Source organism: Pseudomonas sp. 21615526, from assembly GCF_013386245.1.
Classification (GTDB): Bacteria; Pseudomonadota; Gammaproteobacteria; order Pseudomonadales; family Pseudomonadaceae; genus Aquipseudomonas.
Genome location: NZ_JACAOM010000082.1, coordinates 22630 through 46048 on the forward strand (window position 1 = coordinate 22630; position 23419 = coordinate 46048).

At 61.1% G+C, this 23419-nt stretch carries 24 protein-coding genes; 10 read left to right on the top strand and 14 right to left on the bottom strand.

Going from position 1 to position 23419, the window contains the following annotated elements; genetic code table 11:
- Positions 1-36 precede the first annotated feature (36 nt).
- Positions 37-984 carry a LysR family transcriptional regulator gene (locus tag HX786_RS23140; RefSeq protein ID WP_003207376.1) on the top strand — a complete coding sequence of 316 codons (948 nt, stop codon included), beginning with the start codon at positions 37-39 and terminating at the stop codon, positions 982-984.
- On the opposite strand, the gene ispC is transcribed toward HX786_RS23140, so the two are convergent.
- Positions 985-2226, bottom strand: a complete 1242-nt coding sequence (gene ispC, locus HX786_RS23145) for a 1-deoxy-D-xylulose-5-phosphate reductoisomerase (RefSeq protein WP_087692420.1) — start codon at positions 2224-2226, stop codon at positions 985-987.
- Between the two features lie 282 nt (positions 2227-2508).
- Here ispC and HX786_RS23150 point away from each other — a divergent pair, with 282 nt between their 5' ends.
- On the top strand, positions 2509-3252 hold the full coding sequence (locus tag HX786_RS23150) for an SDR family NAD(P)-dependent oxidoreductase (protein ID WP_003207372.1): 744 nt from the start codon (positions 2509-2511) through the stop codon (positions 3250-3252).
- A gap of 16 nt (positions 3253-3268) precedes the next feature.
- Here HX786_RS23150 and HX786_RS23155 read toward each other — a convergent pair whose 3' ends face one another.
- Together HX786_RS23155 and HX786_RS23160 are read right to left on the bottom strand one after the other, a co-directional pair.
- On the bottom strand, positions 3269-4435 hold the full coding sequence (locus tag HX786_RS23155; RefSeq protein ID WP_178912644.1) for an MFS transporter: 1167 nt from the start codon (positions 4433-4435) through the stop codon (positions 3269-3271).
- Positions 4432-5454 carry an NAD(P)-dependent alcohol dehydrogenase gene (locus tag HX786_RS23160; protein ID WP_003207368.1) on the bottom strand — a complete coding sequence of 341 codons (1023 nt, stop codon included), beginning with the start codon at positions 5452-5454 and terminating at the stop codon, positions 4432-4434. Before HX786_RS23160 ends, HX786_RS23155 begins: the two co-directional genes overlap by 4 nt.
- A 149-nt stretch (positions 5455-5603) precedes the next feature.
- Here HX786_RS23160 and HX786_RS23165 point away from each other — a divergent pair, with 149 nt between their 5' ends.
- The gene (locus HX786_RS23165) at positions 5604-6530 is read left to right on the top strand and encodes a LysR family transcriptional regulator (protein WP_003207367.1); all 927 of its coding nucleotides are present in this window, start codon (positions 5604-5606) and stop codon (positions 6528-6530) included.
- Here HX786_RS23165 and HX786_RS23170 read toward each other — a convergent pair whose 3' ends face one another.
- Positions 6531-6935: a helix-turn-helix domain-containing protein gene (locus HX786_RS23170; protein ID WP_003207365.1), complete on the bottom strand. Its 405-nt coding sequence runs from the start codon at positions 6933-6935 to the stop codon at positions 6531-6533.
- Positions 6936-7025: 90 nt separating this feature from the next.
- On the opposite strand from HX786_RS23170, the gene HX786_RS23175 reads away from it, so the two are divergent.
- Entirely contained in the window at positions 7026-7955 is a 930-nt protein-coding gene (locus HX786_RS23175; protein ID WP_177028169.1) for an aromatic alcohol reductase, read from the top strand.
- Here the strand turns inward: HX786_RS23175 and HX786_RS23180 are convergent.
- A complete protein-coding gene (locus tag HX786_RS23180; RefSeq protein ID WP_177122353.1) occupies positions 7930-8484 on the bottom strand; it encodes a putative natural product biosynthesis protein in 555 nt (184 codons plus the stop codon). The two genes, HX786_RS23175 and HX786_RS23180, sit on opposite strands and share 26 nt — an antisense overlap.
- A gap of 62 nt (positions 8485-8546) precedes the next feature.
- Entirely contained in the window at positions 8547-8930 is a 384-nt protein-coding gene (locus tag HX786_RS23185; RefSeq protein ID WP_003207359.1) for a DUF2946 domain-containing protein, read from the bottom strand.
- Between the two features lie 265 nt (positions 8931-9195).
- Here HX786_RS23185 and HX786_RS23190 point away from each other — a divergent pair, with 265 nt between their 5' ends.
- The 4 genes from HX786_RS23190 (at position 9196) to HX786_RS23205 (ending at position 13437) form a co-directional block, all read left to right on the top strand.
- A complete protein-coding gene (locus HX786_RS23190) occupies positions 9196-9801 on the top strand; it encodes an SCO family protein (protein WP_003207358.1) in 606 nt (201 codons plus the stop codon).
- The gene (locus tag HX786_RS23195) at positions 9801-10277 is read left to right on the top strand and encodes a copper chaperone PCu(A)C (protein ID WP_003207356.1); all 477 of its coding nucleotides are present in this window, start codon (positions 9801-9803) and stop codon (positions 10275-10277) included. Before HX786_RS23190 ends, HX786_RS23195 begins: the two co-directional genes overlap by 1 nt.
- Before the next feature lie 281 nt (positions 10278-10558).
- Positions 10559-11806 carry an OprD family porin gene (locus HX786_RS23200; protein ID WP_008435327.1) on the top strand — a complete coding sequence of 416 codons (1248 nt, stop codon included), beginning with the start codon at positions 10559-10561 and terminating at the stop codon, positions 11804-11806.
- Between the two features lie 20 nt (positions 11807-11826).
- Positions 11827-13437: an argininosuccinate lyase gene (locus HX786_RS23205; RefSeq protein ID WP_178912645.1), complete on the top strand. Its 1611-nt coding sequence runs from the start codon at positions 11827-11829 to the stop codon at positions 13435-13437.
- 138 nt (positions 13438-13575) lie between these two features.
- On the opposite strand, the gene HX786_RS23210 is transcribed toward HX786_RS23205, so the two are convergent.
- Positions 13576-14808 (bottom strand): cation:dicarboxylate symporter family transporter, encoded by a 1233-nt coding sequence (locus HX786_RS23210; protein WP_177049684.1) that lies wholly within the window; start codon positions 14806-14808, stop codon positions 13576-13578.
- Between the two features lie 118 nt (positions 14809-14926).
- On the opposite strand from HX786_RS23210, the gene HX786_RS23215 reads away from it, so the two are divergent.
- Positions 14927-15841, top strand: a complete 915-nt coding sequence (locus tag HX786_RS23215) for a LysR family transcriptional regulator (protein WP_102368851.1) — start codon at positions 14927-14929, stop codon at positions 15839-15841.
- A 14-nt stretch (positions 15842-15855) separates the two neighbouring features.
- Here HX786_RS23215 and HX786_RS23220 read toward each other — a convergent pair whose 3' ends face one another.
- Entirely contained in the window at positions 15856-16185 is a 330-nt protein-coding gene (locus HX786_RS23220; protein ID WP_087692424.1) for a DHCW motif cupin fold protein, read from the bottom strand.
- 141 nt (positions 16186-16326) lie between these two features.
- Here HX786_RS23220 and HX786_RS23225 point away from each other — a divergent pair, with 141 nt between their 5' ends.
- Entirely contained in the window at positions 16327-16815 is a 489-nt protein-coding gene (locus tag HX786_RS23225; RefSeq protein WP_178912646.1) for an HIT family protein, read from the top strand.
- 162 nt (positions 16816-16977) lie between these two features.
- On the opposite strand, the gene HX786_RS23230 is transcribed toward HX786_RS23225, so the two are convergent.
- The 6 genes from HX786_RS23230 to HX786_RS23255 all read right to left on the bottom strand — a co-directional run bounded on the left by HX786_RS23230 (position 16978) and on the right by HX786_RS23255 (position 23294).
- Positions 16978-17454 (bottom strand): GNAT family N-acetyltransferase, encoded by a 477-nt coding sequence (locus HX786_RS23230; RefSeq protein WP_003207340.1) that lies wholly within the window; start codon positions 17452-17454, stop codon positions 16978-16980.
- A gap of 17 nt (positions 17455-17471) precedes the next feature.
- A complete protein-coding gene (locus HX786_RS23235) occupies positions 17472-17969 on the bottom strand; it encodes a GNAT family N-acetyltransferase (RefSeq protein ID WP_256344370.1) in 498 nt (165 codons plus the stop codon).
- Between the two features lie 27 nt (positions 17970-17996).
- Complete coding sequence (locus HX786_RS23240; protein WP_178912647.1) at positions 17997-19487, bottom strand: aldehyde dehydrogenase; 1491 nt, start codon at positions 19485-19487, stop codon at positions 17997-17999.
- 39 nt (positions 19488-19526) lie between these two features.
- The gene (locus HX786_RS23245) at positions 19527-20906 is read right to left on the bottom strand and encodes an APC family permease (protein ID WP_023658770.1); all 1380 of its coding nucleotides are present in this window, start codon (positions 20904-20906) and stop codon (positions 19527-19529) included.
- 119 nt (positions 20907-21025) lie between these two features.
- Positions 21026-22408, bottom strand: a complete 1383-nt coding sequence (locus HX786_RS23250; protein ID WP_134326381.1) for an aspartate aminotransferase family protein — start codon at positions 22406-22408, stop codon at positions 21026-21028.
- 46 nt (positions 22409-22454) lie between these two features.
- Positions 22455-23294 (bottom strand): helix-turn-helix transcriptional regulator, encoded by an 840-nt coding sequence (locus tag HX786_RS23255; RefSeq protein WP_177022031.1) that lies wholly within the window; start codon positions 23292-23294, stop codon positions 22455-22457.
- Between the last annotated feature and the right edge of the window lie 125 nt (positions 23295-23419).

Genomic DNA, 23419 nt, shown 5'->3' on the forward strand with positions numbered 1-23419 from the left:
TGCCACACTAAAAAACGTTCCACCTGGAGAGCATCGATGGACATCCTGCAGAACATGCGCATCTTCCGCTGCGTTGCCGAAGTCGGCAGTTTTACTGGCGCGGCAGTGCAGTTGAATAGCAACACCACCCATATTTCGCGCTCCATTTCCAACCTTGAAACCCACCTGCGAACCCGCCTGTTCAACCGCACCACACGCCGTACCGCACTGACCGAATCCGGCAAACGCTACCTGTTGCGTTGCGAGCAAATCCTGCGCTCCGTCGAGGAAGCGGAGCTGGAAGCCGGCGACGCCCACACACGCCCTACCGGCCAGTTGAAAGTGCACTCGATGACAGGCATCGGCCAGCACTACGTGGTGGACGCCATCGCACGCTACCGCAAGAACTACCCCGACGTGACGTTCAACCTGAGCATGAGCAACCGCACGCCGAACCTGGTCAACGAAGGGTTCGACGTGTCGATTGTGTTGGCCATTGACCTGCCCGATTCTAGCCACGTTTCACAGAAACTGGGCACGACCTACAGCATCGTCTGCGCCTCACCGTCCTACATAAAAAACCATGGTGCCGCGCAAACGCCGCAAGACCTGCTCAGCCACGCCTGCCTGCGGCTGGTCAGCCCGGTGATCCCGCTGGAAGACTGGACGTTCGACGGCCCCCGTGGCCAGGAGAGCGTCACCATCAGCAGCTCGCCGTTCCTGGTGGACTCGGTCGACGCCATGAAGACCGCCATCAGCAACGACATGGGCGTGGGCATCCTGCCGGTGCATGCGGCAATCAAGGGGCTGCGCAGCGGCACTCTGGTGCGAGTCCTGCCCGAGTACCGCCTGGAAGAACTGAGCCTGTACGCCATCTACCCTTCCCGGCACTACCTGGATGCAAAAATCAAAACCTGGGTGGAGTACCTGCGCAGTTCACTCCCGGAAGTGCTGGCCGACCATAAGGCTGTGCTGAAGATTCGCGACCGGGTCAGCTACGGCTGATCATCGCTGATAGTGCTGATTCAGCCATCCGAGTGCCCACCGGCGGGCACTGGCGTCGGCCTCCATGACGCCATACAGGTCCGTCACCGCCACCACAGGCTCCTTGTCCAGCACATGCCGGATGCACTCGGCGATCTGCATGAAGCCGATGCGTCCGTCCAGAAAGGCCTGCACCGCGACTTCATTGGCCGCATTGAGCGACGCCGGTGCCGTGCCGCCCACATCCGCCACCTCGCGCGCCAGGGCCAGGCAAGGAAAGCGCTTCTCGTCCGGTACTTCGAAATCCAGCCGGGCCACCTTGAACAAATCCAGTGGTTCAACCCCTGAATCGATCCGTTGCGGCCAGGCCAGGGCATGACTGATGGGCGTGCGCATGTCCGGGTTCCCCAACTGCGCGAGCATTGAGCCGTCGACGTAATCCACCAGCGAATGGACGACGCTTTGCGGATGGATCACTACCTCGACCTGGGACGGCCTGGCGCCGAATAACCAACAGGCCTCGATCAGTTCGAGTCCCTTGTTCATCAGGGTTGCCGAGTCCACCGAAATCTTGCGGCCCATGGACCATTTCGGGTGAGCGCAGGCTTGGTCCGGCGTTACGTTGTGCAGTTGCGCCATCGGCGTTTGGCGAAACGGCCCGCCGGAGCCAGTCAACAGAATGCGCCGCACGCCCGCGTGGGCCAGGCCGTGTTGAGCATGGGACGGCAGGCACTGAAAGATTGCGTTGTGCTCGCTGTCCAGCGGTAACAGCACCGCCCCACTGCTGCGCACCGCCTGCATGAACAACGCACCGGACATCACCAGTGCCTCTTTGTTGGCCAGGAGGATTTTCTTGCCGGCCTCGACGGCGGCCATCGTTGCATTCAAGCCCGCCGCACCGACGATAGCGGCCACCACCGTGTCCACATCCCGGTGACCGGCGACGAATTTCAGACCGCTTTCGCCGCCCACTACCTGAGTCTGAGAGCCCTCCTCCAACAGTTGCTTCTGCAGCGTCGCCACGGCTTGCGGCGTGGGCACCACGGCGTAGTCCGGACGGTGCAACAAGCATTGTTTTTTCAACAGCTCCAGTTGGGTGAACCCGCTGAGGGCGAAGACTTTATAGCGCTCGGGGTGACGCGCGATAACGTCCAATACGTTGACGCCCACCGAACCGGTAGCGCCCAGCACGCTGATGGCTTGCAAGCGTTGACGGGTGGCGATCACCTGGCGAATGACTTTTTTGCGCGGAATAAGCGACATGACGTAATGAGCCTGACGTAGAGAAAACAGCCGCCATTAACCAAGGAAAGTGCCAGCGCCGTCATCGCGATAACGCCAACAACTATCGCAAAAAAGCCAAGCCTTCGATCAGCTCGAAAACGGGCCTTGGTCATAACGACTACAGCACGTCATAAGGACTACATAACACTCGTGTCATATCGACTACAAAAAATATATCCAACTGATTTATAGGAACTTTTCATATGGCATGAATCCTGATCAGTGCTGCGCGCCCCTTTGGCAATCTATAAAGAGAACCCCATGAACAATGACTTCAACCACCGCCTTGCCGTAGTGACCGGTGCCAGTTCAGGTATCGGCCTGGCTGTCACCTGCAAGCTGCTTGAACAAGGTGCGCAAGTGGTCGCCATGTCGCGACAGATTGGCGAATTGGGCGCATTGGCGGAGCGTTTTGGCGAGCAGCTCTACTGGCTGGCGGGGGATGTCACCCAGGCTGCCGACCAGGCACGCCTGGCGCAGTTGACGGCGTCCATCGGACCGGTGGATTACCTCGTGCCCAATGCCGGGATCGCACAACTGGCCGATGGCCTGGACCTGGCCGCCTTTGACCGGCAATGGGCCGTCAATGGAGCCGCGGCTCTCAACACCCTCGGCAGCCTACGCGAGCAAATGGCCGCCCAGGCGTCGGTGGTATTTATCGGTACATTCCTGGAGCTGGCGACCTTCCCTGGGCTCGCCGCGTATATTGCTTCGAAGGCCGCCTTGCGGGCGCAAATGCGCACCCTGGCGGTGGAGCTGGCGCCCCATGGCATTCGTCTGAACATGGTATCGCCCGGCCCCACCGCCACGCCGATCTGGAGCACCTTGGGGCTCAGTGACGAAGCGTTGGGCGGCGTTGCCACCACAGTCAATCAGCGCCTGCTCAATGGGCAATTCCTGGAGCCGGGCGCTATTGCCGATGTGATCCTGTTCCAGTTGAGCCAGGGCGCACGCAGTGTGTTTGGCCAGGACTGGGTGGTCGACGGCGGCTACACCCTGCGTTGACCATGGCCCCGCAGGCCTAATGCGCAGCGCACGGGTCTGCGGGCAATGCCTTGGCGCCTCCGAACGCCAAGGCCTTCCACCCAATCACAAGCAATGACAGTGCGGCAAATATCAAGCCGCAGCCGATCACTCCGGTGGTGCCGAATGCATTGATAAACAGCCCGCCCACGGACGCCCCGATCACCACGCCGGCATTCGCCGAGGACACATACAGGCTGGTTGCGAACTCATGCGCCTCGGGCGCCGACGAGGTCAGCCAGACTTGCGTGACCACCAGCCCGCAGGTATGCGCAGCGCCCCACAGCAGCACAATCAAGCTCATCGACCACCACGACGGGCTGCCGAACGCGTACAAGACCACGTACGCCGCCGCCAGCACAATGGGGTACAGCACCACCGTCGCCACCATGCTTTTGCCCAATAACCGGCCCACCAACAGATTGCCCGTGACACCGCCCACGCCGAAGATCACCAGCATGATGCTGATGGCCTGGCCATCCATGCCGGTCTGGGTCCTGAGGTACTCGGCGGCATAGCTGTAGACCGAAAACATCGTGGTGAACACCAGCACCGTCGCGATGATCGCCAGCCACACCGACAGGCTGCGCAGCACCGCCAGTTGCTTGCCGAAACTCAGCGGCATCGGGCGTTCATGATGGGGCAGTTTCAACAGCAGTCCGACACCTGCCAACCCCGTTGCCAAAGCGCAGAAGAAGAACGATGCCTCATAGGAAATACTCGCGCCCACCCATGTGGTCAGCGGCACCCCAAGCACCAGGCCCAAGGTGGTGCCCACCACGGCCAGGGCCGTGGCATGCGCCGCGCGGTCCTTGGGGTACAAGGACACCGCGGTGGAAAACGCAGCGGCAAAAAACACCGGGTGCAGCATCGCCGGAATTACCCGCAACGCCATCAAGGTTTCGAAGTTCGGCGCAAACGCCGACAGCACGCTGCACACGGAAAAACCAAAGAGCGCGCCCACCAGGATTTTCTTGCGCGCCAGGCGCGACGCCATCAGCACCAGGAAAGGCCCCAGCACCGCCACGATCAGCGCAAACAAGCCCATCAGTAACCCGGCCTGAGACACGCTGATGCCGAAACGTTCGACGATCATCGGTAAAATGCCGACCACACCAAACTCCAGGGTGTACAGGCCGAAAAGACCCAGAATGATGTAGATCACCGGCCGACCTCGATCACGATCTTGCCAAAGGCACCGCGCCCGAGATGAGCGAAGGCTTCGGGCACTTGCTCGAAGCCGTAGGTGTGATCGATTACCGGCTCGATGCCGTGGCGGTCGATCATGGCAATCAGATCTTCCAATGCGCGGCGCGGCCCCACGGAGATGCCGATGATGGAGGCCCGCTTGCCCAGCAAGGCCATGACCGGAGCATTCAATTGGTCACTCTCCAGCAGGCCGATCACCGAGATGCGCCCACCGTTGGCTACCGCGTGCAGGGAACGCGTGAGGTTGTCACCGCCGGCCATTTCCAGGATATGTTCGGCGCCACGCCCATCGGTCAGCGCTTGCACCGCCGTGTGCCATTCCGGTACCCGGCTGCGGTTGATGCCATGGGTGGCACCCAGCTCTATGGCACGCGCGATCTTTTCATCGCTGCTACTGGTGATGATAACGCGGGCACCATTGGCCGCAGCCAGTTGCACCGCAAACAGCGAGACGCCACCGGTGCCCTGCACCACCACGGTATGGCCGGCGTGCAGGTGGCCCAGTTCGAACAGCGCCATCCACGCCGTCAAGGCGGCCACTGGCAAGGTGCTGGCCTGCCCTGCGGTGAGGCTGAGGGGCGCATGCACGCACCATTCGGCAGGTGTTGCCACGTACTCGGCGAGCATGCCGGGGAGCGGGCCACCCTGAGGCGGCGCTTCACTCCAGGACAGCGGAGCGCCATCGACCCATCCGGCAAAAAACGTCGACAGCAGCTTGTCGCCCACCTTGAAACGCGTAACGCCCTCGCCCACGGCGACCACCGTGCCCGCCATGTCGGAGGCCGGCGTGAATGGGAATGTGAGGTCGGCACCCATGCTGTTTTCGACCACTTCACCGTCGCGGTAATTGAGCGAGACGGCCTCGACGCGCACCAATACCTCCCCGGCCTTCGCGATGGGGCGTGGCACGTCGGCAAGGCGCAGTGTGTGCAGTCCCAATGCAGGTGTTTCCCAGCGTTTCATGGTGTCGGTCATCTTGGTATTCCTCGTGAATGGGCAATGCCACAAGGATATGGGCCTGTCCTCACGGGATTAAGGGGGCGCCGGCTCCACTGTCTACGGAGCTTTTGTTCCGCAATCGGGATAAGGTAGCCAGGCCTCGCCTCAGCCAAACCGGAGCCTCGATGGACAGCCTCAACACCCTGAATGTTTTTGTGCAGGTCGCCGAAACCCGCAGCTTTGTCGCCGCCGGGCGCGTGCTGGGCGTAACGGCCTCGGCAGTCGGCAAGAGCGTGGTACGCCTGGAGGAACGCCTGGGTGTGCGCCTGTTCAACCGCAGCACCCGCAGCGTCACGCTGACTGCCGAGGGCGAGCTGTTTCTGGAGCGCAGCCGGCGCATCCTGATGGAGATCGACGAAGCCGAAGCCGAGCTTTCGCAAACCGTGTCGGCGCCTCGTGGCCGGCTCAAGGTCAGCCTGCCGCTGGTGGGCCATCCGTTCTTGCAGGTGCTCGCGCAATTCAAGAAAGCCTACCCCGAGGTGCAGCTGGACCTGAGCTTTACCGACCGCCGCGTGGACGTGGTGGAAGAAGGTTACGACGCCGTGCTGCGCAGCGGTGAAGCGCCCGACTCGCGCCTCACATCGCGCCTGATCGGCGGCTACCGGATGCTGCTGGTAGCATCACCGGCTTACCTCGCCGAGCGCGGCACGCCGCAACGGCCGGAAGACCTGGCTCAGCATGCATGCATCAAGTTCCGCTACCCCAACACCGGCAAAATGCAGCGCTGGCCCCTGCGCCAGGACGGGGTGGAAGCTGATTTCCCACTGCCCGCCGCGATGGTCTGCAACAACCTGGAAGCGCGCATCTGCTTTGCCGTGCAAGGTATCGGCATCGCCTACCTAGCGGATTTCGCCATTCGTGAATGGCTCGACAGCGGACAATTGGTGCCGGTGCTGGAGGCGTGTTCGGAAGCAGAGAACTTCCGGATCATGTGGCCTTCGGGCCGCCATCCAACGCCCAAGCTGCGGGTGTTTATCGACTACCTGCATGCGCACCTGTTTCCCGAGGATGGGCCTGCGAGCAAACGTGCAGACTGCCGGCCCACGTCTTGATCACAGCGCCTGATCAGCGTCGAACTGCTCCCGGGATCGCCTGAATCCGTCGGCATTTTCCACCACCCACGTCCACAACGGAATCATGTGCACCAGCAGCTGTTTGCCCAACTCCGATAGCTGGTATTCGACCTTGGGCGGCACCTCCTGGAAGTCATGGCGCAGCACCAGGCCATCGCGCTCCAGCTGGCGCAAGGTCCGCGTGAGCATGCGCTGGGTGACGCCCTCCATGCGTCGGCCGATCTCGGCGTGGCGCAGCCGGCCGTTCACGCCCAACAGGTGCACGATGCCCAACGACCAGCGGTTTCCCGCATGGGTCAGCACCTGCCGTTTGAGCCCGTCTTCATCGGCGCTAAGGGCTTCACAGGCGGCTTGTGAGCGCCTGATGATCTCGTCGTTATCCACCTTCTACTCCCGGTATCACTGGTGTGCCTTCTTATGCGCGGTCGGCAATTCTGCAAGCATGGCATGACTTTCACCTGAACCGAGACCCCTATGACTGCTTCGATCCTTGTACTGGGCGCCGGCGAACTGGGCCTGGCGGTACTGCGCCAACTGTCCCGCCTGGCTGCACCGCAAAATGTGTCTGTGACGGTGTTGCTGCGCCCCGCCACACTGAACTCCCCCGACCCGGCCAAACAGCAGGAAATCATCGAACTGCGCGCCTTGGGCATTGAGCTGCTGGCGGGTGACCTGGCCAATGGCTCCGAGGCCGAGCTGGCAACGGTGTTCGCCGACTATCACACCGTGATCAGTTGCATCGGCTTTGCCGCAGGCCCCGGCACTCAGCGCAAGCTGACCCGCGCGGTCATCGCAGGCGGCGTGAAACGTTATGTACCGTGGCAGTTCGGTGTGGACTACGACGTGATCGGCCGCGGTTCGGCCCAGGACCTCTGGGATGAACAGCTTGACGTGCGCGACTTGCTGCGCTCCCAGCAAGGCACGCAATGGGTGATTGTCTCCACCGGGATGTTCACCAGCTTCCTGTTTGAACCGTCCTTCGGCGTCGTCGACCTGGCGCAGAATACCGTGCATGCATTGGGAGATTGGGACACCGCTGTCACCGTCACCACGCCTGAGGACATCGGCCTGCTGACGGCACGCATCCTGTTCAGCACGCCGCCGATCACCAATCAGGTGGTGTACACCGCCGGCGACACCCTGACCTACGGCGAGCTGGCCGATACCGTGGATGCGCAACTGGGGCTCACCCTCAAACGCGAACGCTGGTCGGTGCGCTACCTGGAAGCGGAACTGGCCGCTGCACCCGAGGACAACCTGATGAAATACCGGGTGGCCTTCGCCCAAGGCAACGGCGTGGCCTGGGACCCTGCCATTACCTTCAATGGGCAACAACAGATCGCCGTGACCAGCGTTGCCCAATGGATTGAGCAGAACCTCAAGGCACCGGCAACCACCCGCTGAACTGCCCCTGGCTGTCCAACGTGCACCAGGCGAAATCCCAGGGCAGCGGCGGCAGCCTTTGCAGCGCCACGCCACTGCCCGGCTTCCAGTCCACCACCTGAAGCGGCGCGCCTTGCCAGGCCACAACCACGCCCCGGGCCTGGCTGGTGTCATCGCTGACCCAACGGGCTGCCGCCGCCGTCATGAACGCTTCGATGGGCTCTTCATCGATCTGCGTGCGATACACCGAACCGAGCAGCCAACGGCACACGTTTACATGGTAGGTCCAGTCCAGGGAGGGACGGTTGCGGTAAGCCCAGGTCATGAAGCTGCGAAACAGGTTCAAGCCCTCCGGCGGGTCGAGCTTGAGCAAACCGGGGCAGATGTCGAACAAGGTGTGCCAATACGGCAGCAAGCGTGCATCCAGGTGGACGAAACAGCGGGCGTTACTCGGGTATTCGACAGACGGCAACAACACATCGCCGCGCGAAGGACGGCGCGACGCCTTGCTGACCAGACGGGCAGCGCCGGAAGGCAGGATAGAGCTCATGGAACGCACTCACACTCGTGACGATAGAACGCCTCCTGGTATCAGGAAGCCCGGGGCACACGTCAGAATGCAGGGGAAGCGCGAGGGTTGGCCGAAGGCCAGGAATACCGCGGAGGGGCCTTGTTGCGCCGCTCATGGGCCGGGCGCGGCTTTTGCCCCAGGCCCAACAGCCAGGCCAGGCAAAACAGGAAGACGATGCCCAGGGTCACGGCGGAGCACACCGGGCAGGCGAAGAAGTTCGACCAGCTGCTGGCCGTCGGATTGCCCAGGCCGGCATCCGAGGCCGGCGCCTTGGTACCCAGGCTTGAGCAGAACTGACCGCCCAGGCCATTGAGCTCAAGCCCCATCATCTGCCCATGGCCCAAACCGCAGACGAACACATTGAACAGGACGCAAAAATACAGGGTCCAGGCAATGAGTGAACGGTCCGGGCGGGAGAGTTTCATGGCGGCGACTTTACCATTCCCCCTGTAGGAGCTGTCGAGCTTTAGCGAGGCTGCGATGCAGGCGCCACGGTCTTGCAGGAATACCGAGCCGATCCCTTCGCAGCCTCGCTCAAGCTCGACAGCGCCCACATTTGGTCTTGCTCGGCAGGGCCTGTGACAGAACGTCGCAGATTACGCCCAGAGGCCCAGGTTGTTAGAATGCCACGCTCTCCTCGCCTGATTTAACGCTTCGTGGTACCCAGGCGCTTCACAGGATGCACAGTTGATGAGTACGTTATTCACCCGCCGCAAAGTCCTCTCCGGCATGGGATTGCTGGGCCTGGGCCTGCTGGCCGGCTGTGACAACAGCCCGAAACTGAACTTCAAGTACGGCAAGGATCTGAGCGACAAGATCATGGGCCGTACCTTCAAGCTCAAGAACACTGACGGCGAGACCGTCACCTTGAGTTCCTTCCGCGGCTTGATGCCAGTGGTGTTCTTCGGCTTCACCCAGTGCCCGGCCGTGTGCCCGACCACCCTGGCGCGCATGGCCCAGGCGAAAAAACTGATGGGCCGCGACGGCAAGATCATGCAGGTGGTGTTTATCACCCTGGATCCGGAACGCGACACGCCCAAGATACTCGACGCCTACGTCAAGGCCTTCGACCCCAGCTTCCAGGCGCTGTACGGCACCCCGGAAGAAATCGCCGTGGCCGCCAAGGAATTCGGGATCTTTTATGAAAAGATCCCCGCCGGCGACAGCTACACCCTCTCCCACACCGCCACCAGCTTTGTGTTCGACACCCGGGGCACCCTGCGCCTGGGCTTGTCTGCCTCGCTTAACGCCAAAGAGTGCGCAGAAGACCTGCTCACCGTCATGGAGGTCTGCTAATGACTGCCGTTCAACACCTCAAGCGCTTCGCCCTCGGTCTCTCCCTGCTGGGCCTCGCCGCCCACGCCAGTGCACAGGCAGTGGTCACCGACGCCTGGGTACGCGCCTCGGTACCGGGCCAACCGTCCAGCGGTGCGTTCATGACCGTCACCGCCGACAGCGACAGCAAACTGCTCAGCGTGGCTTCGCCGGTCGCCAAGACCGTGCAGATCCATGAGATGACCATGAAGGACGACGTGATGCGCATGGGCCCGGTGGACTCGGTGCCATTGCCCGCCGGCAAGGCCGTCAAGCTCGACCCGGATGGCTATCACGTGATGCTGATCGACCTCACCGCCCAGATCAAGGAAGGCGACCAGGTGCCGCTGACCGTCACCGTGGAAAATGCCAAGGGTGAAAAGCAGTCGATCGAAGTGAAGGCCCAAGCCCGTGCGTTGAATGCAACGGAAACCATGGATCACAGCAAGATGCACTAAAGCGCAGATCAAAATGTGGGAGCGGGCTTGTGTGGGAGCGGGCTTGCTCGCGAATGCGGTGTGACAGTCACCGGATGTATTGACTGATCCACNNCCCACATTCGCCCTTCAGTGCCTGAAAAATCGGGCGTCGGCTTCATACTTTTTTCGTCTCGCCTCAACACTTTCTATATATTTTCAATCTGCAATACAACTCGTTAGCCTGCGCAAGCCGGACGCGTCTCCCTGTCGCCGTCCGGCCAGATAATTCTAAAAATAAGCAGCAGACAACGGGAATAACAATGAACAAATCCCCCATTACCCTGGGCTTGACTTCGGCCACCCTCGGTTTGACCCTCGCCTTCCCAACCTTTGCCGAAGCTGACTTTTTCAAAGACAGCAAGGCCGACCTCGAATTTCGCAACTTCTACTTCAACAGCGATTACCGCCAGCCCAACGCGAGCCAGTCCAAACGCGATGAGTGGGCCCAAGGGCTGATCCTCAATTACCAGTCGGGTTACACCGAAGGCCTGGTGGGCTTTGGCCTCGATGCCATCGGCCTGCAGGGTTTGAAACTGGACTCAAGCCCCGACCGCCAAAACACCGGCCTGCTTCCCGTGGGCGAGGATGGCGCACCGGACAGCTACAGTCGAATGGGCGCCACCGCCAAGGCGCGGATCTCCAAAAGCGTGCTCAAATTCGGCACGCTGATCCCCAAGCTGCCGACCGTACTGCCCAACGATGGCCGGCTGCTGCCCCAGACCTTTCGCGGCACTCAATTGACCAGCCAGGACATCGCCGGCCTGACCTTCGATGCCGGGCGCCTGACCAGCAACACCCTGCGTAACGACAGCGGCCATGCAGACATCGAAGTCGACGGCAAAGGCATCAAGGGCGCCGTGCCCAGCGATAAATTCGACTTCGCCAGTGCCAGCTACAGCTGGACCAAAACCCTGGTCACCGGCTACCACTACGCCAACCTCGAGAACAACTACAAGCAACACATCTTCAACCTGGTCCATACCCTGCCACTGGGTGACGCGCAGTCGTTCAAGACCGACCTGCGTTACGCCGACTCCAGCAAGGAAGGCAACAGCAACATCGACAACCAGGCCTTCGGTGCCAAGTTCACCTACAGCCTCCACGGCCACTCGTTCGGCGCCGCCTACCAGCGCATGAAAGGCACCACCGGCTTCCCCCACCTGGACGGTACCGACTCCTACCTCGTCAACTACGTGATGATCTCGCCGGACTTCGCCAACCCCGAGGAAAAGTCCTGGCAGGCCCGCTACGACTATGACTTCGCCGCCCTCGGCATCCCCGGCCTGACCTTCATGACCCGCTACCTCAAGGGTGACAACTTCGTGCGTACCCGAACCCTGGAAGGCACCGAGTGGGAGCGCAACACCGATATCGGCTACGTGTTCCAGAGCGGTGCCCTGAAGAACCTTGAAGTGAAATGGCGCAATGGCACGTATCGCAGCAATGGTAGCGGCAGCGATATCGACCAGAACCGCTTTATCGTCAGCTACACCCTGCCCTTGCTGTGATTTTTCCCGGAGCGTTGCACATGAATAGCAGAAAAAGCCTGATCCACCTGGCCGTCGCCTTTGCCCTGTTCAGCAGTTACGGCGCCTACGCCGCCGACACCGGCGCGTTGCCCTGCAAAACCACCGAAGAATGCGCCGCCCAGGCGGCCAAAGTCGGCGCCACGCCGGGCTCCTCGCAAAGCGCCCACAAGGCCAAGGGCGACCCGACCCAAACCCAGTTCGCCTGGTTGAACCGCATCAACAAAGCCTCGATCGTGATGCTCACCGAAGAAGGCATCGTCAAGCCGGACATGGGCCACAAGATCGCCGGCGGCGTGCGCTTTGCCATCGACCAGGCCGACCAGCCCGATGGCAAGCGCCCGGAAGACGTGCTGCAACTGGAAAAAATCATGACCGACAAGATCGGTCCGGAAGCGTCGCTGATCCACTCCGGCCGCAGCCGCCAGGACATGCTCGCCACCTACCGCCTGGCCAAACTGCGCTCCCAGGTGCTGGCCTACAGCGAGGCACTGAACGCCACCCGCCAACGTATCCTGAACATCGCCGACAAGAACGTCGACACCCTGGTGCCCGCCTACACCAACGGCGTGCAGGCCATGCCCATCAGCTATGCGCACTACCTGCTGGCGTTCGAAGCCGCATTTGATCGCGACGGCCAACGCATCCGTGAACTCTACACCCGCCTCAACCTGAGCCCGATGGGCACCGCGGTACTGGCGAACTCCGCTTACCCGCTGAACCGCGAACGCCTGGCCGAGTTGCTGGGGTTCGACGGCGTGCGGGAAAACTCCCTGGATTCAAGCCAGGTGTCGACCTACGACATCCCGATCGAGGCGGCCAACCTCGCGGCGTCTTCGGCGATCCGCATCGGCGCGATGATTGGCGATATCCATACCCAGTACCATCAGATCCGCCCCTGGTTGCTGCTGGACGAAGAGTCCACCTACACCAGCAGTGCGATGCCGCAAAAACGCAACCCGGGGTTGTTGATGCGCACTCGGGAATCGGCCTCCGACGTGGTGGGCCTGGCGCAAACCGTGACCTTGCGCGCGCATAACGTCACCACCGGCATGACCGACTACAAGTTTGCGTTCGATTCATTGGGACTGTTCCAGTCCACCGATGACATGTTCAAAAGCATGGATGCCGTGCTGGATGCGCTGCAGATCAACCCGCAGCGAGCGCTGGATGAGCTGGAGTCGGAATGGACCACGTCCATGGAGTTGGCCGACACCCTGGAGCGTCAGTTCAAGGTGCCGTTCCGCATTGGCCACAGCTTCGCCTCGTTGATCGTCACCGAGGCGCGCAGCAATGGCACCACGCCGAAGACCTTCGCGTATGCGGACGCGCAGAAGCTGTACACCCAGGCCGCGGACAAATACAAATGGACGCCGAATACGTTGCCGCTGGATGAGGCCGGTTTCCGTGCTGCGCTGTCGCCGACCACGATGGTCAAGACTCGCAAGGGTACGGGTGGGCCGCAGCCGGAAGAGGTCAAGCGGATGCTGGTGGAGGCGCGCAAGAATCTCGACGCGGACCAGAGTTGGTTGAAGGAGCGTCGTGAGAAGCTGAAAGGTGCTGAAGGCAACCTGGACAAGGCCTTCGACAAGTTGCTCAACGCCAAGGGCTGAAATGCGATCTGAATGTGGGAGCGGGCTTGCTCGCGAAGGCGGTGTATCAGTTAGCAGATTTATTGGCTGACCCACCGCATTCGCGAGCAAGCCCGCTCCCACATTTGACCGCGTTTGGGTCTGGAAAGCATGTTCGGCTCAGTGACTCAGTTCCCGCTTCAACACCTCATGGTCAATCGACTTCTGCCACCCGCATATCGCCAGGCACGCCACGCAATTGCCCAGCACATTGGTCAACGACCGACACTTCATCAGCCGCTCCACTCCCAACAACAAACCCACCCCTTCCAGTGGCACCAGTTGCAGGATGTTCAAGGTAGCAATCAGGGTAAACAGCGCCGAGCCCGCCACACTGGTAGACCCCAGCGAGGTAAACAGGCAGATCACCAGCACCGCCAGCAACTCGGGTACGGCAATCTCCACTCCGGCGAGGTGCGCCAGGAACATAATGGCAGTAGTCAGGTAAAGATTGGTACCGGCCAAGTTGAACGTATACCCGGTGGTCAACACCAGGCGCACTAATTGGCGATCACAGCCCAGCGCCTCAAGTTTGCTGACGCAACCTGGAAGTGCGGCCACTGAAGAGCCGGTGAACGTCACCAACAACAACTCTTCTTTCAAGTAAGCAATTAGCCGGCTCAATTTAACGCCGAGCAGGCGGGTAATCGTGGCGAACACTAGAATGACGAACACCGCGCAAACCAGGTAAATAACAACAATGAACTTCAAGAGCGGCAGCACCGAACTTAAACCGTACTTTCCCACCACAAATGCCATCGCCCCAAACGCCGCCAGCGGTGCGAACTTCAGGATAAACCGCAGCAACCAGAACAACCCGGCGACCGCCGCTTCCAGCCAACCGAGGCAGCGGTTTGCGACCTGGCCGCCACGCCCCAGCAGCAGGCCGCACAGCACCGCCACCAGCATCACCTGGAGCACCAGGCTTTGGGTGAAAACCTTGTAAAGACTGGACGAAATCGAGGTCATCGACAGCTCGTGCAGCAGCGTTTCGGGCGCGGCAGGCGGTGTCAGATGATCAAAATCCAGGTTGGCCACTGCCGTATGATCCAGGCTGAACAACCACCCCGTCGACATTCCCAACACCAATGCAGCAAGGGACATCAGCTGGAAATACACCACGATCCGCCCCACTACATGCCGATGGTGGGGCTCGCGCTTGATACCTGCGACACCGGTCGACACCAGCACAAACAACAGAAATGGCATCAGTAACCCGACCACTTTTATAAAGGCGTCACTGAGCAGCTTCATCTCGATTGCCACGCCCGGATAAAACAGCCCTACAACCATGCCAAGAGCAATGGCAATCAAAATAGGCAAGGTGGCGTTATTCGAAAATCGGGTCGACATCAATGCTCCATGGTCTTTTTATTTATTGTTATTGTCGGATCAGGCCACTTTCGGCATATTGGTCGCCAAGGCGCATTCAGGCCACAAATAATAAAGTCTTGTCACGGGATATACCACCATGGAACTTCGCCATTTACGTTATTTCATCATGGTGGCCGAAGAGCGACATTTCACCCGCGCTGCCGCTCGCCTGAACATGCAGCAGCCGCCCCTCAGCCAACAGATACGTGCCCTCGAACAAGAGCTGGGATTCGACCTGTTCAAGCGCCACCCCAAGGGCGTCGACCTGACTGCCGGCGGGCTGGTGTTTCTCGATGAAGCGCGAGTGATCCTCGCCCGCGTCGAGCAAGGTTCACTCAAGGCGGCTCGCGCTGCCCAGGGTATCGAAGGCACGTTGGTCATTGCCTTCACCAGTTCCGCCGCCGCCCACCCGCTGATCCCGCGAATCATCCGCGCCTACCGCGAGCAATACCCGGGCGTGGAGCTCTCGATCAACGAAGGCAGCGCCCGGGAAGTCACCGAAGACACCATCGAAAAACGCATCGACATCGGCATCCTCCGCGCACCGGTGGGCGACCACCAAAGCCTCACGTTCCACCGATTGCTCAACGAAGAAATGCTGCTGACCCTGCCCGTCGGGCATGCGCTGCTCAAGGGCGCCGAGCCAAAAATCACCATGGCCGACCTCAAGGACGAACGCTTCATCCTGGTCCGCCGCCCCGGCGCGCCGGGGATGTACGCCAACCTGATCAAGGCCTGCCAGAACGCCGGCTTCGAGCCGAAGATTGCCTTTGAAGTCGAGCGCATGCTGACCAACGTCAGCCTGGTGGCCGCCGGCGAAGGCATCTCGGTGGTGCCGGCGTCGATGCGCGACGTGCATCGCGAAAGCGTGGTGTACTGCCGGATCAGCGATGCGCGACCCAGGTTGCTGGCACCGATCACCCTGGTGCGGCGCGCGTTCAATCCGTCGGCGCCGTTGCAGAATTTCATTGGGCTGGCGCGGGAGTTGGCGGGGGTTTATCGCAAGGGTTGAAGGGCGATGGAACGTCAATCGACCACAAATAACTTTGCGCCAATGGCAGTGGAGGAACGATGCCCCTCCATGTCATTGCCCACCTGATAACTCATCCCGGCAGTCAGCGTGAACTGCCGGCCATCTTCCAGTTCGGTGTGCAACTCACCTTCCAGGCACAGCAGGATATGCCCGCGCCAACACCAGTGATCCGCCAGGTAACCGGCGCTGTATTCGACCATGCGCACGCGGGTTGAACCGAACTGGCAGGTGCGCCAATACGCACTGCCGGTTTCGCCGGGATGCATCACCGGCTCGAGGGTCGACCAGTCGGTGGTGCCAAAGGGGATTGCGGTCAGGTCCATGGTTTTCTCGGCATTGAATAGGTATGGATGAACCGTATCTATAAGGTGAATGCCGCGATAGAGACAGATCCGCTGCATTTGCGGGATACAGGGCGATGACTCTTGGTATCCTGCCAAGCCTCTTCGCATGGAAGCCCGTCGATGAAGAACGATCCATCCTTTGTTGTGCATGAGACCGAGCACTGGCTGCTCAATCATCACCTGTCATCCGCACTGCCGGGCTACCTGATGCTGGGTGCCAAGGCGCCGGTTGACTCACTGGCCGAGATGCCCGATGCGGCGCTCGCGGAGCTGGGTGGGTTGCTGGCCAAAACCCAGCGGGTCATGGAGGCTCAGTTGAAGCCCAAGTGGCTTTACATCAGCCGGTTCGGGCATATGCCGGGCTTCCCGCTGCACTTTCATTTCATACCGGTGTATGGATGGGTTGAAGCGCTGTTCTGGCAGGATGAGCGCTATCGGGTGCTGCAGGATTTCGGGACGCAGCAGAAGGCTACCGACGGTGCGGAGCTGACGCTTTTTATCTGGCGGGAGTTTGGTGAGAGCCCTACGCCGCCGGTGGTTCAAGGAGCTTCGGTGAGCGAGGTGATCAGGTGTTTGCGTACGGAGTTCAATACCCAGGACGACACATGACCTGTGGCGAGGGAGCTTGCTCCCGCTGGGCTGCGCAGCAGCCCCAAGAAGGTCAGCGAGTTCTTTCAGTCAGATTGCGCTGGCTTTATTGGGGCCGCTTCGCGACCCAGCGGGAGCAAGCTCCCTCGCCACAGCAAGCGCCCTCACCACAGTTTTTCCGTGTCAGCGCAAACGGCGCAGGTGTTTACGCATAGGAATACAGGCCAACTGCAACCCCGATGGCGAGTGGTAGATCGCCTGCTCATCGCCCACATACCCACACCGCCGATAAAAATCCGCCGCATTCAACGTCGCGTCCAGGATCACTTCCTCGATCCCCAATTCCTGCGCCAACGCTTCCAGATACGCCAGTATCTGCTTGCCAATCCCGCGTCCGGTAAACCCGGGCAGCACAAACAGCGCACCGATTTCGTTGTTCGCCAGATCCAGCATGCCGGTGGCCACAGGTTCACCGTTTAGGCAGCCCAGGTAAAAATGCTTGTCCATCAGCGTGTCGTAACCGTCCTTGGCTGCGCCTCGCGTCCACAACATCATCTGCTCGGACGTATAGGCGCCGATGCATTGGCTGCGTATGGCCAACAGGCGAATGTCGAAGGCTGCCTGTGCATCTTCCAGCGTGGCGCGTCGTACCTCGAGCATCTGTCCCTCCATGGACGTCAGGCGTTCTCGTCACCCGGCCGGGTAAACGAATAGCGATCAATATCGGTCCTCAACTGCCAGCCCTGGCCCTGCCAATAACGGGCAGCGCTGTCGTTGGTCTTGAACACATCCAGGTGGCATTTGCGGATGCCCAATTGCGCCAGGCTGGTGAGGCAGCGCTCAACCAACGCGTTCGCAATACCCTGGCGCCGATACGCGGGCAGCACCAGCAGGTGCTGCAAATACCCGCGCCGGCCATCGTGCCCGCACATCACGCACCCAACCAGCCCCCCGTCGACCTCGGCGACGAAACTCATGCCTGGATTGCGCTCCAGGTAACGCTCAGTGGCCTCGCGGGAGTCGGCGTCGCGCAGGGAGATGCCAGGCGTTTTCTGCATCAGTTCGAGCACGGCGTCGTAGTCGGCAGTGCTCATTACGCGAATAGTGACCATGGTGTTCAAAGCCCTCTGGGTTCGCACTGATTTTGCCTGTAGTTGTGCCGGTCGCGCACGCATAAATACACGACCGGATAACCGCTTGAGTCAACGCAGCTGAAACCAGGTGGTTTTCAGCTGCGTGTACTTGTCAAAAGCGTGCAGCGACAAATCACGCCCGAACCCGGATTGCTTGCCACCACCGAACGGCACCGCCACATCCAGAGCGTCGATGGTGTTGACCGACACCGTCCCGGCATTCAGGGCACGGGCCACACGGTGCGCACGGTTGAGGTCATCACTCCAGACCGAGGCCGCCAGGCCGTAGAGGCTGTCGTTGGCCTGCTGTATCGCCTGCTCTTCCGTGTCGAAAGCGCTCACCGCAAGCACCGGGCCGAACACTTCATCACGGGACAGGGCCATGTCGCGGGTCACGTCGGCAAAAATGGTTGGCTGGATGAAGTTGGAGGAGCCATTGATGGTCAACTGTTCGCCACCGCACAACAGCCTGGCGCCCTCCCCCTGGGCCTGGCTGATGGCGTGCATGATGCGTGCGGTTTGCTGACTGTCGACGATGGCACCGGCCGCACTGCCGGGGTCCAGCGGATCACCCGGTATCCAGGCGCGCGACTTGGCGATCAGGCGCTCGACGAATTCGTCATGGATGGAGCGTTGCACGTAGAGACGGGAGTTGGCCGAACACACTTCGCCCTGGTTGAAAAAGATGCCGAAGGCGGCCTTCTGCGCCGCAAGGTCCAGGTCCTGGCAGTCCTCAAACACCAGGTTCGGGCTCTTGCCGCCACACTCCAGCCACACCTGTTTCAGGTTGGACTGGGCGGAATACTGCATGAAGTATTTGCCCACCTGAGTGGAGCCGGTGAACACCAGGCAATCCACGTCGGGGTGCAGCCCCAGGGCCTTGCCGGCACTTTCGCCGAGGCCGGGCACCACATTCAACACACCTTCCGGGACACCGGCTTCCAGGGCAAGCTGGGCCAGGCGCAGGGCAGAAAACGGCGACTGCTCGGCAGGTTTCAAGACCACGCTGTTACCGGCCGCCAACGCCGGCGCGAGTTTCCAGGCGGCCATGTCGAGCGGGAAGTTCCACGGCACCACCGCCGCGATCACCCCCAGTGCTTCACGCGTGATGGTTGCCAACGCGTTGTGAGCGGTGGGCGCGACTTGATCGTAGAGCTTGTCGAGGGCTTCGCCGTACCAGGCAAACACATTGGCGGCGCCGGGCACGTCAACGTTGTAGGCGTCCATCACCGGTTTGCCCATGTTCAGCGAATCGAGCAGCGCCAGTTCCTCGCGGTGGGTCATCAGTAATTCGGAGAGCCTGATCAAAATTTTCTTGCGCTCCACCGGCGGCATCCGTCGCCAGGGGCCGGTCTCGAAAGCCTGGCGAGCGCTGCGCACGGCCAGGTCGACTTCTGCGTCACCGCAGGCTGCAACCCGCGACAGCAACTGCTGGGTCGCAGGGTTAATGGCATCGAAGGTCGCCCCGGATGCCGCATTCACTGAGCGGCCACCGATCAGGGCGGTGTTGATGAACGTCTGGCGGGCAACACGCTGTTGCCAGTAGTTAAGGTCGAACACGTTGTACTCCCAATGAATGGCGATGGATAGACGAGGGGTTCACTCGGCGATCTGCAGTTCCGGCATCTTCACGCGCAGCCCCCGCGTGATGCCCAGCAGGCACAGGAGCCCAAGCCCCATCCAGCACAGGCCGATGGTGAACGACAGGCTGGAAAGGCTGCTCCATAGCCAGATCGTGCTGAGGAACCCCAGCGCCGGCACAACCGCGTACAGCAAGTAGTTCCTGGTACCGCGCAACTTCTGGTCGACCAGGTAGTGCTTGATCACCGCCAGGTTCACCGCCGAGAACGCAAACAGCGCACCGAAGCTGATCATGTTGGCGACGGTATCCAACGTGATGAACAAGGCAATCAGCGAGAACAGGCTGACCAGCACGATGGCCGTGGCGGGCACGCGCTTTTTCGTCACCAGCTTGCCGAGCACGCGGGGCAGCGCGCCGTCACGCCCCATGGCGAACAGCACCCGCGACACACTGGCCTGGGAGACCATCGCCGAGGCGAAGCAACCGGCGACATAGGTTGCGGTAAAGGCGGTCACCAGCAGTTCGCCGCCCACCCGGCGCATCACATCCACCGAGGCGGCATCCGGGTCGACGAAGCTGTTCCATTGCGGGAACACCATTTGCGCGAAATACGAAACCAGCAGGAACAGCAGGCCGCCGAACAGCGACACCACCATGATCGCCAACGGGATGGTGCGGCGTGGGTTGGGGGTTTCCTCGGCCATGGTCGACACCGCATCGAAGCCAAGAAACGACAGGCACAGCACCGCGGCGCCCGCCATGATCAGCGGCGCGCTGAAGCCTTCATGGTGGAATGGCGCCAGCAGCGACACGGGTGCGGACTGCTCGCTCAGGGTGTGCACCGACAACGCCACGAACACCACGATGAACACCAACTGAGCGACGATGAGTATCCAGTTGACCCGGGTGATGGACTCGATGCCCACCAGGTTCAGCGTGGTCACCAGGGCAATCGAGCCGAGCACCCACACGGCGGTCGGCACCCCGGGAAAATACTCGGACATGTAGATGCCGATCAGCAAATAGCTGAGCAACGGCAGGAAGATGTAGTCCAGCAACAGGGTCCACCCGGCGATGAAGCCGAAGTAGGCGCCAAACGCCTTGCGGGTGTAGGAGTAGACCGAGCCCGAATAGGGATGCGCCTGGACCATGCGCCCATAGCTGTAGGCCGTCAGCAGCATGGCGGCGAGGGTCAGCATGTAGGCGGTCGGCAAGTGGCCCTTGGTCATTTGGGTCACCAGCCCGTAGGTGGTAAACACCGCCAGCGGCACCATGTACGCCAGGCCGAACAGCACCAGCCCGATAAGACCCAGCGGCTGACGGAAGCGGCGGGACGAGGCGGCTTTGGGTGAGGATTGATGAGCGGGTGTATCGGTCACGTTTGTTATTGTATTCATGGGTGACTCCTGGAAATGGGGATGCAGGGCGTCGCGGCATTCGATGGCATCGATGCCGTTCAGCGTTGCCTGATGGAGGTTGCGCACCACCCCTCGCCTGGGGTGGCGCGCTGGTCACTTCAGCGTTTTCCCGCGATCCGTGCGGTGCGATCCACGGCGATGCGGGTCTTTTCAACCAGCTCGTCCAGCTCAGTGCGCGTGGCCACCAGTGCTGGCGCCATGATCATGCGGCCCAGCGTCGAGCGAATGATTACGCCCTCTTCGAAACCAAACGTGCGGCACTGCCAGGCCAGGTCGTTTTCGTTCTCGAAGCGCTTGCGGGTACTCTTGTCTTCGGCGAACTGCAAGGCCGCAAGCAGACCCGTGCCCTGGATCTCGCCGATCATCGGGTGATTGCCAAACACTTCATGGAGGATTTTTTGCAGGTACGGTCCGGTGTCGTTCTTCACCTGGCGCACGATGCCTTCGTCCCGCAGCGCCTTGAGGTTGGCCAGCGCCACCGCCGCCGCCACCGGGTGCCCGGAATAGGTCAGCCCGTGGGCAAACACGCCGCCGCGCTCCACCAGCGCATCGGCCACGCGCTTGCTCAGCACCAGGCCACCCATCGGCAGGTAACCGGAGGTCAGGCCCTTGGCGATGGACAGGGTGTCGGGCTCGAAACCGAAGTGTTGATGGGCGAACCATTCGCCGGTACGGCCAAAGCCACCAATCACCTCATCGGCACACAGCAGCACATCGTATTGCCGGCAAATGCGCTGGATCTCGGGCCAGTAGCTTTCCGGCGGGAAGATCATGCCGCCCGCGCCCTGGAACGGCTCGGCGATAAACCCGGCGACGTTTTCAGCGCCCAGCTCGAGGATTTTCTCTTCCAGCTGCAAGGCGCAGCGGCGGCCGAACTCGGCAGGCGTCAGCTCACCGCCATGGGCGTACCAGTAGGGTTCGTCAATGTGTGCCACGTCGGGAATCAGGCCGCCCATCTCGTGCATGAACTTCATGCCGCCCAGGGCAGACGCCGCCAGCGTGGAGCCGTGATAACCATTCCAGCGCCCGATCATGATTTTTTTCTGCGGTTGGCCGACCACTTGCCAGTAACGGCGCACGGTACGGATCAGTACTTCGTTGGCCTCGGAGCCGGAGTTGGTGTAGATCACGTGGCTGTAGTGGCCCGGCAACAGGCTGAAGAGCAACTCCGACAGCTCGATCACCGCCGGGTGGGTGGTGTGGAAGAACATGTTGTAGTACGCCAACTGGTCCATCTGGGCGGCAGCGGCAGCGGTCAAGTCCCTGCGACCGTAACCCAGCTGGGTGCACCACAGGCCCGACATGCCGTCCAGGTAACGCTTGCCTTCGCTGTCCCACAGGTAAAGGCCCTCACCGCGCACCATCACCCGCGGGCCTTCGGCATTCAGCGCTTTTTGATCGACAAATGCATGGATGTGGTGGGCCGCATCCGACTTCTGGTAGTCCTCGGTCAGGCGGTTCAGTTGGGCGGGTACGTTCATGGTATTTCTCTCTTATTAGTAGTGACGCAAGGGCGAGCAACGCCGCTCAGCGGTGCTTGCTCATGTAGCTTTCAAGGGGGTCTTTGCTCAGCACTCCCTGGGCTTCGGCCAGCGAATCGATAAACAGGGCAAACAGTTCCGATTGCGCGCCGATATCGAGCTTGGTGTAGATGTGTTTGCGGTGGGACTTGATGGTGTCTTCCGAGACGTCGAGGCGTTCGGCCAGCGAACGGGTGGAATGCCCGCGCAGGATCAGTTGGGCTATCCGGCATTCCCGCTCGGTCAATATCGACGAGCCGAAGTTGTTCAGCGCCGAGTGAATGCGCTGCTCCAGCAGGTTTTCGAATCGCGCCCCCTGGGCATCCAGGCCAACGAAATGCTTGCCCAGCACCGCCAGCACCCACGGCGCGATGCGTTTGAATTGGCCGGTGATGGTGGCGTCGAGCTTTTGCGTAAAGGCCAGCGACACCGCCAGGCTCGAGCCGTTGCTCGACTGCAGGATGTAGTTCAGCTCATCCTCCAGATGGGAGTGGCGGTAAAACGACTGGAAGTATTCGCTGAGCTCGAAGTGATCGGGGGCGACCTCGGCCAGCTCGTAACACCCGGAGCTGACGCCCTCCACACAGGCCCCGTAAAACGGGTCGAGCAGATAAAACCCCGACAGGTACTGGCGCACATTGCCTTGTGGCAACCATGGCCCGTCCAGCTCGAACAGCGCACTGGGCATGCCGCCGCGCGGGTAGAAATACAGCGTGGTGGCCTGGATCGGCTGGAGATAACCGAGAGCCTCGAACAAGGTCGCGGCGAACCCCGATTGCCCGATGCTATCGGTCACCCGGGCCATCTGTTCGAACCATTGCGCAGAAGAAAGCCGGTCGTTTTCCACTTCAAACACTCGCTGAAAGAACTGCAAGGATGGTTGCACACCCGCTCCATCCTCGAAATCACCCGATAGGGTGAGCCTGCATCCGATATTTATGCTCACTTCCCAGCTTAATAATATTTTATTAA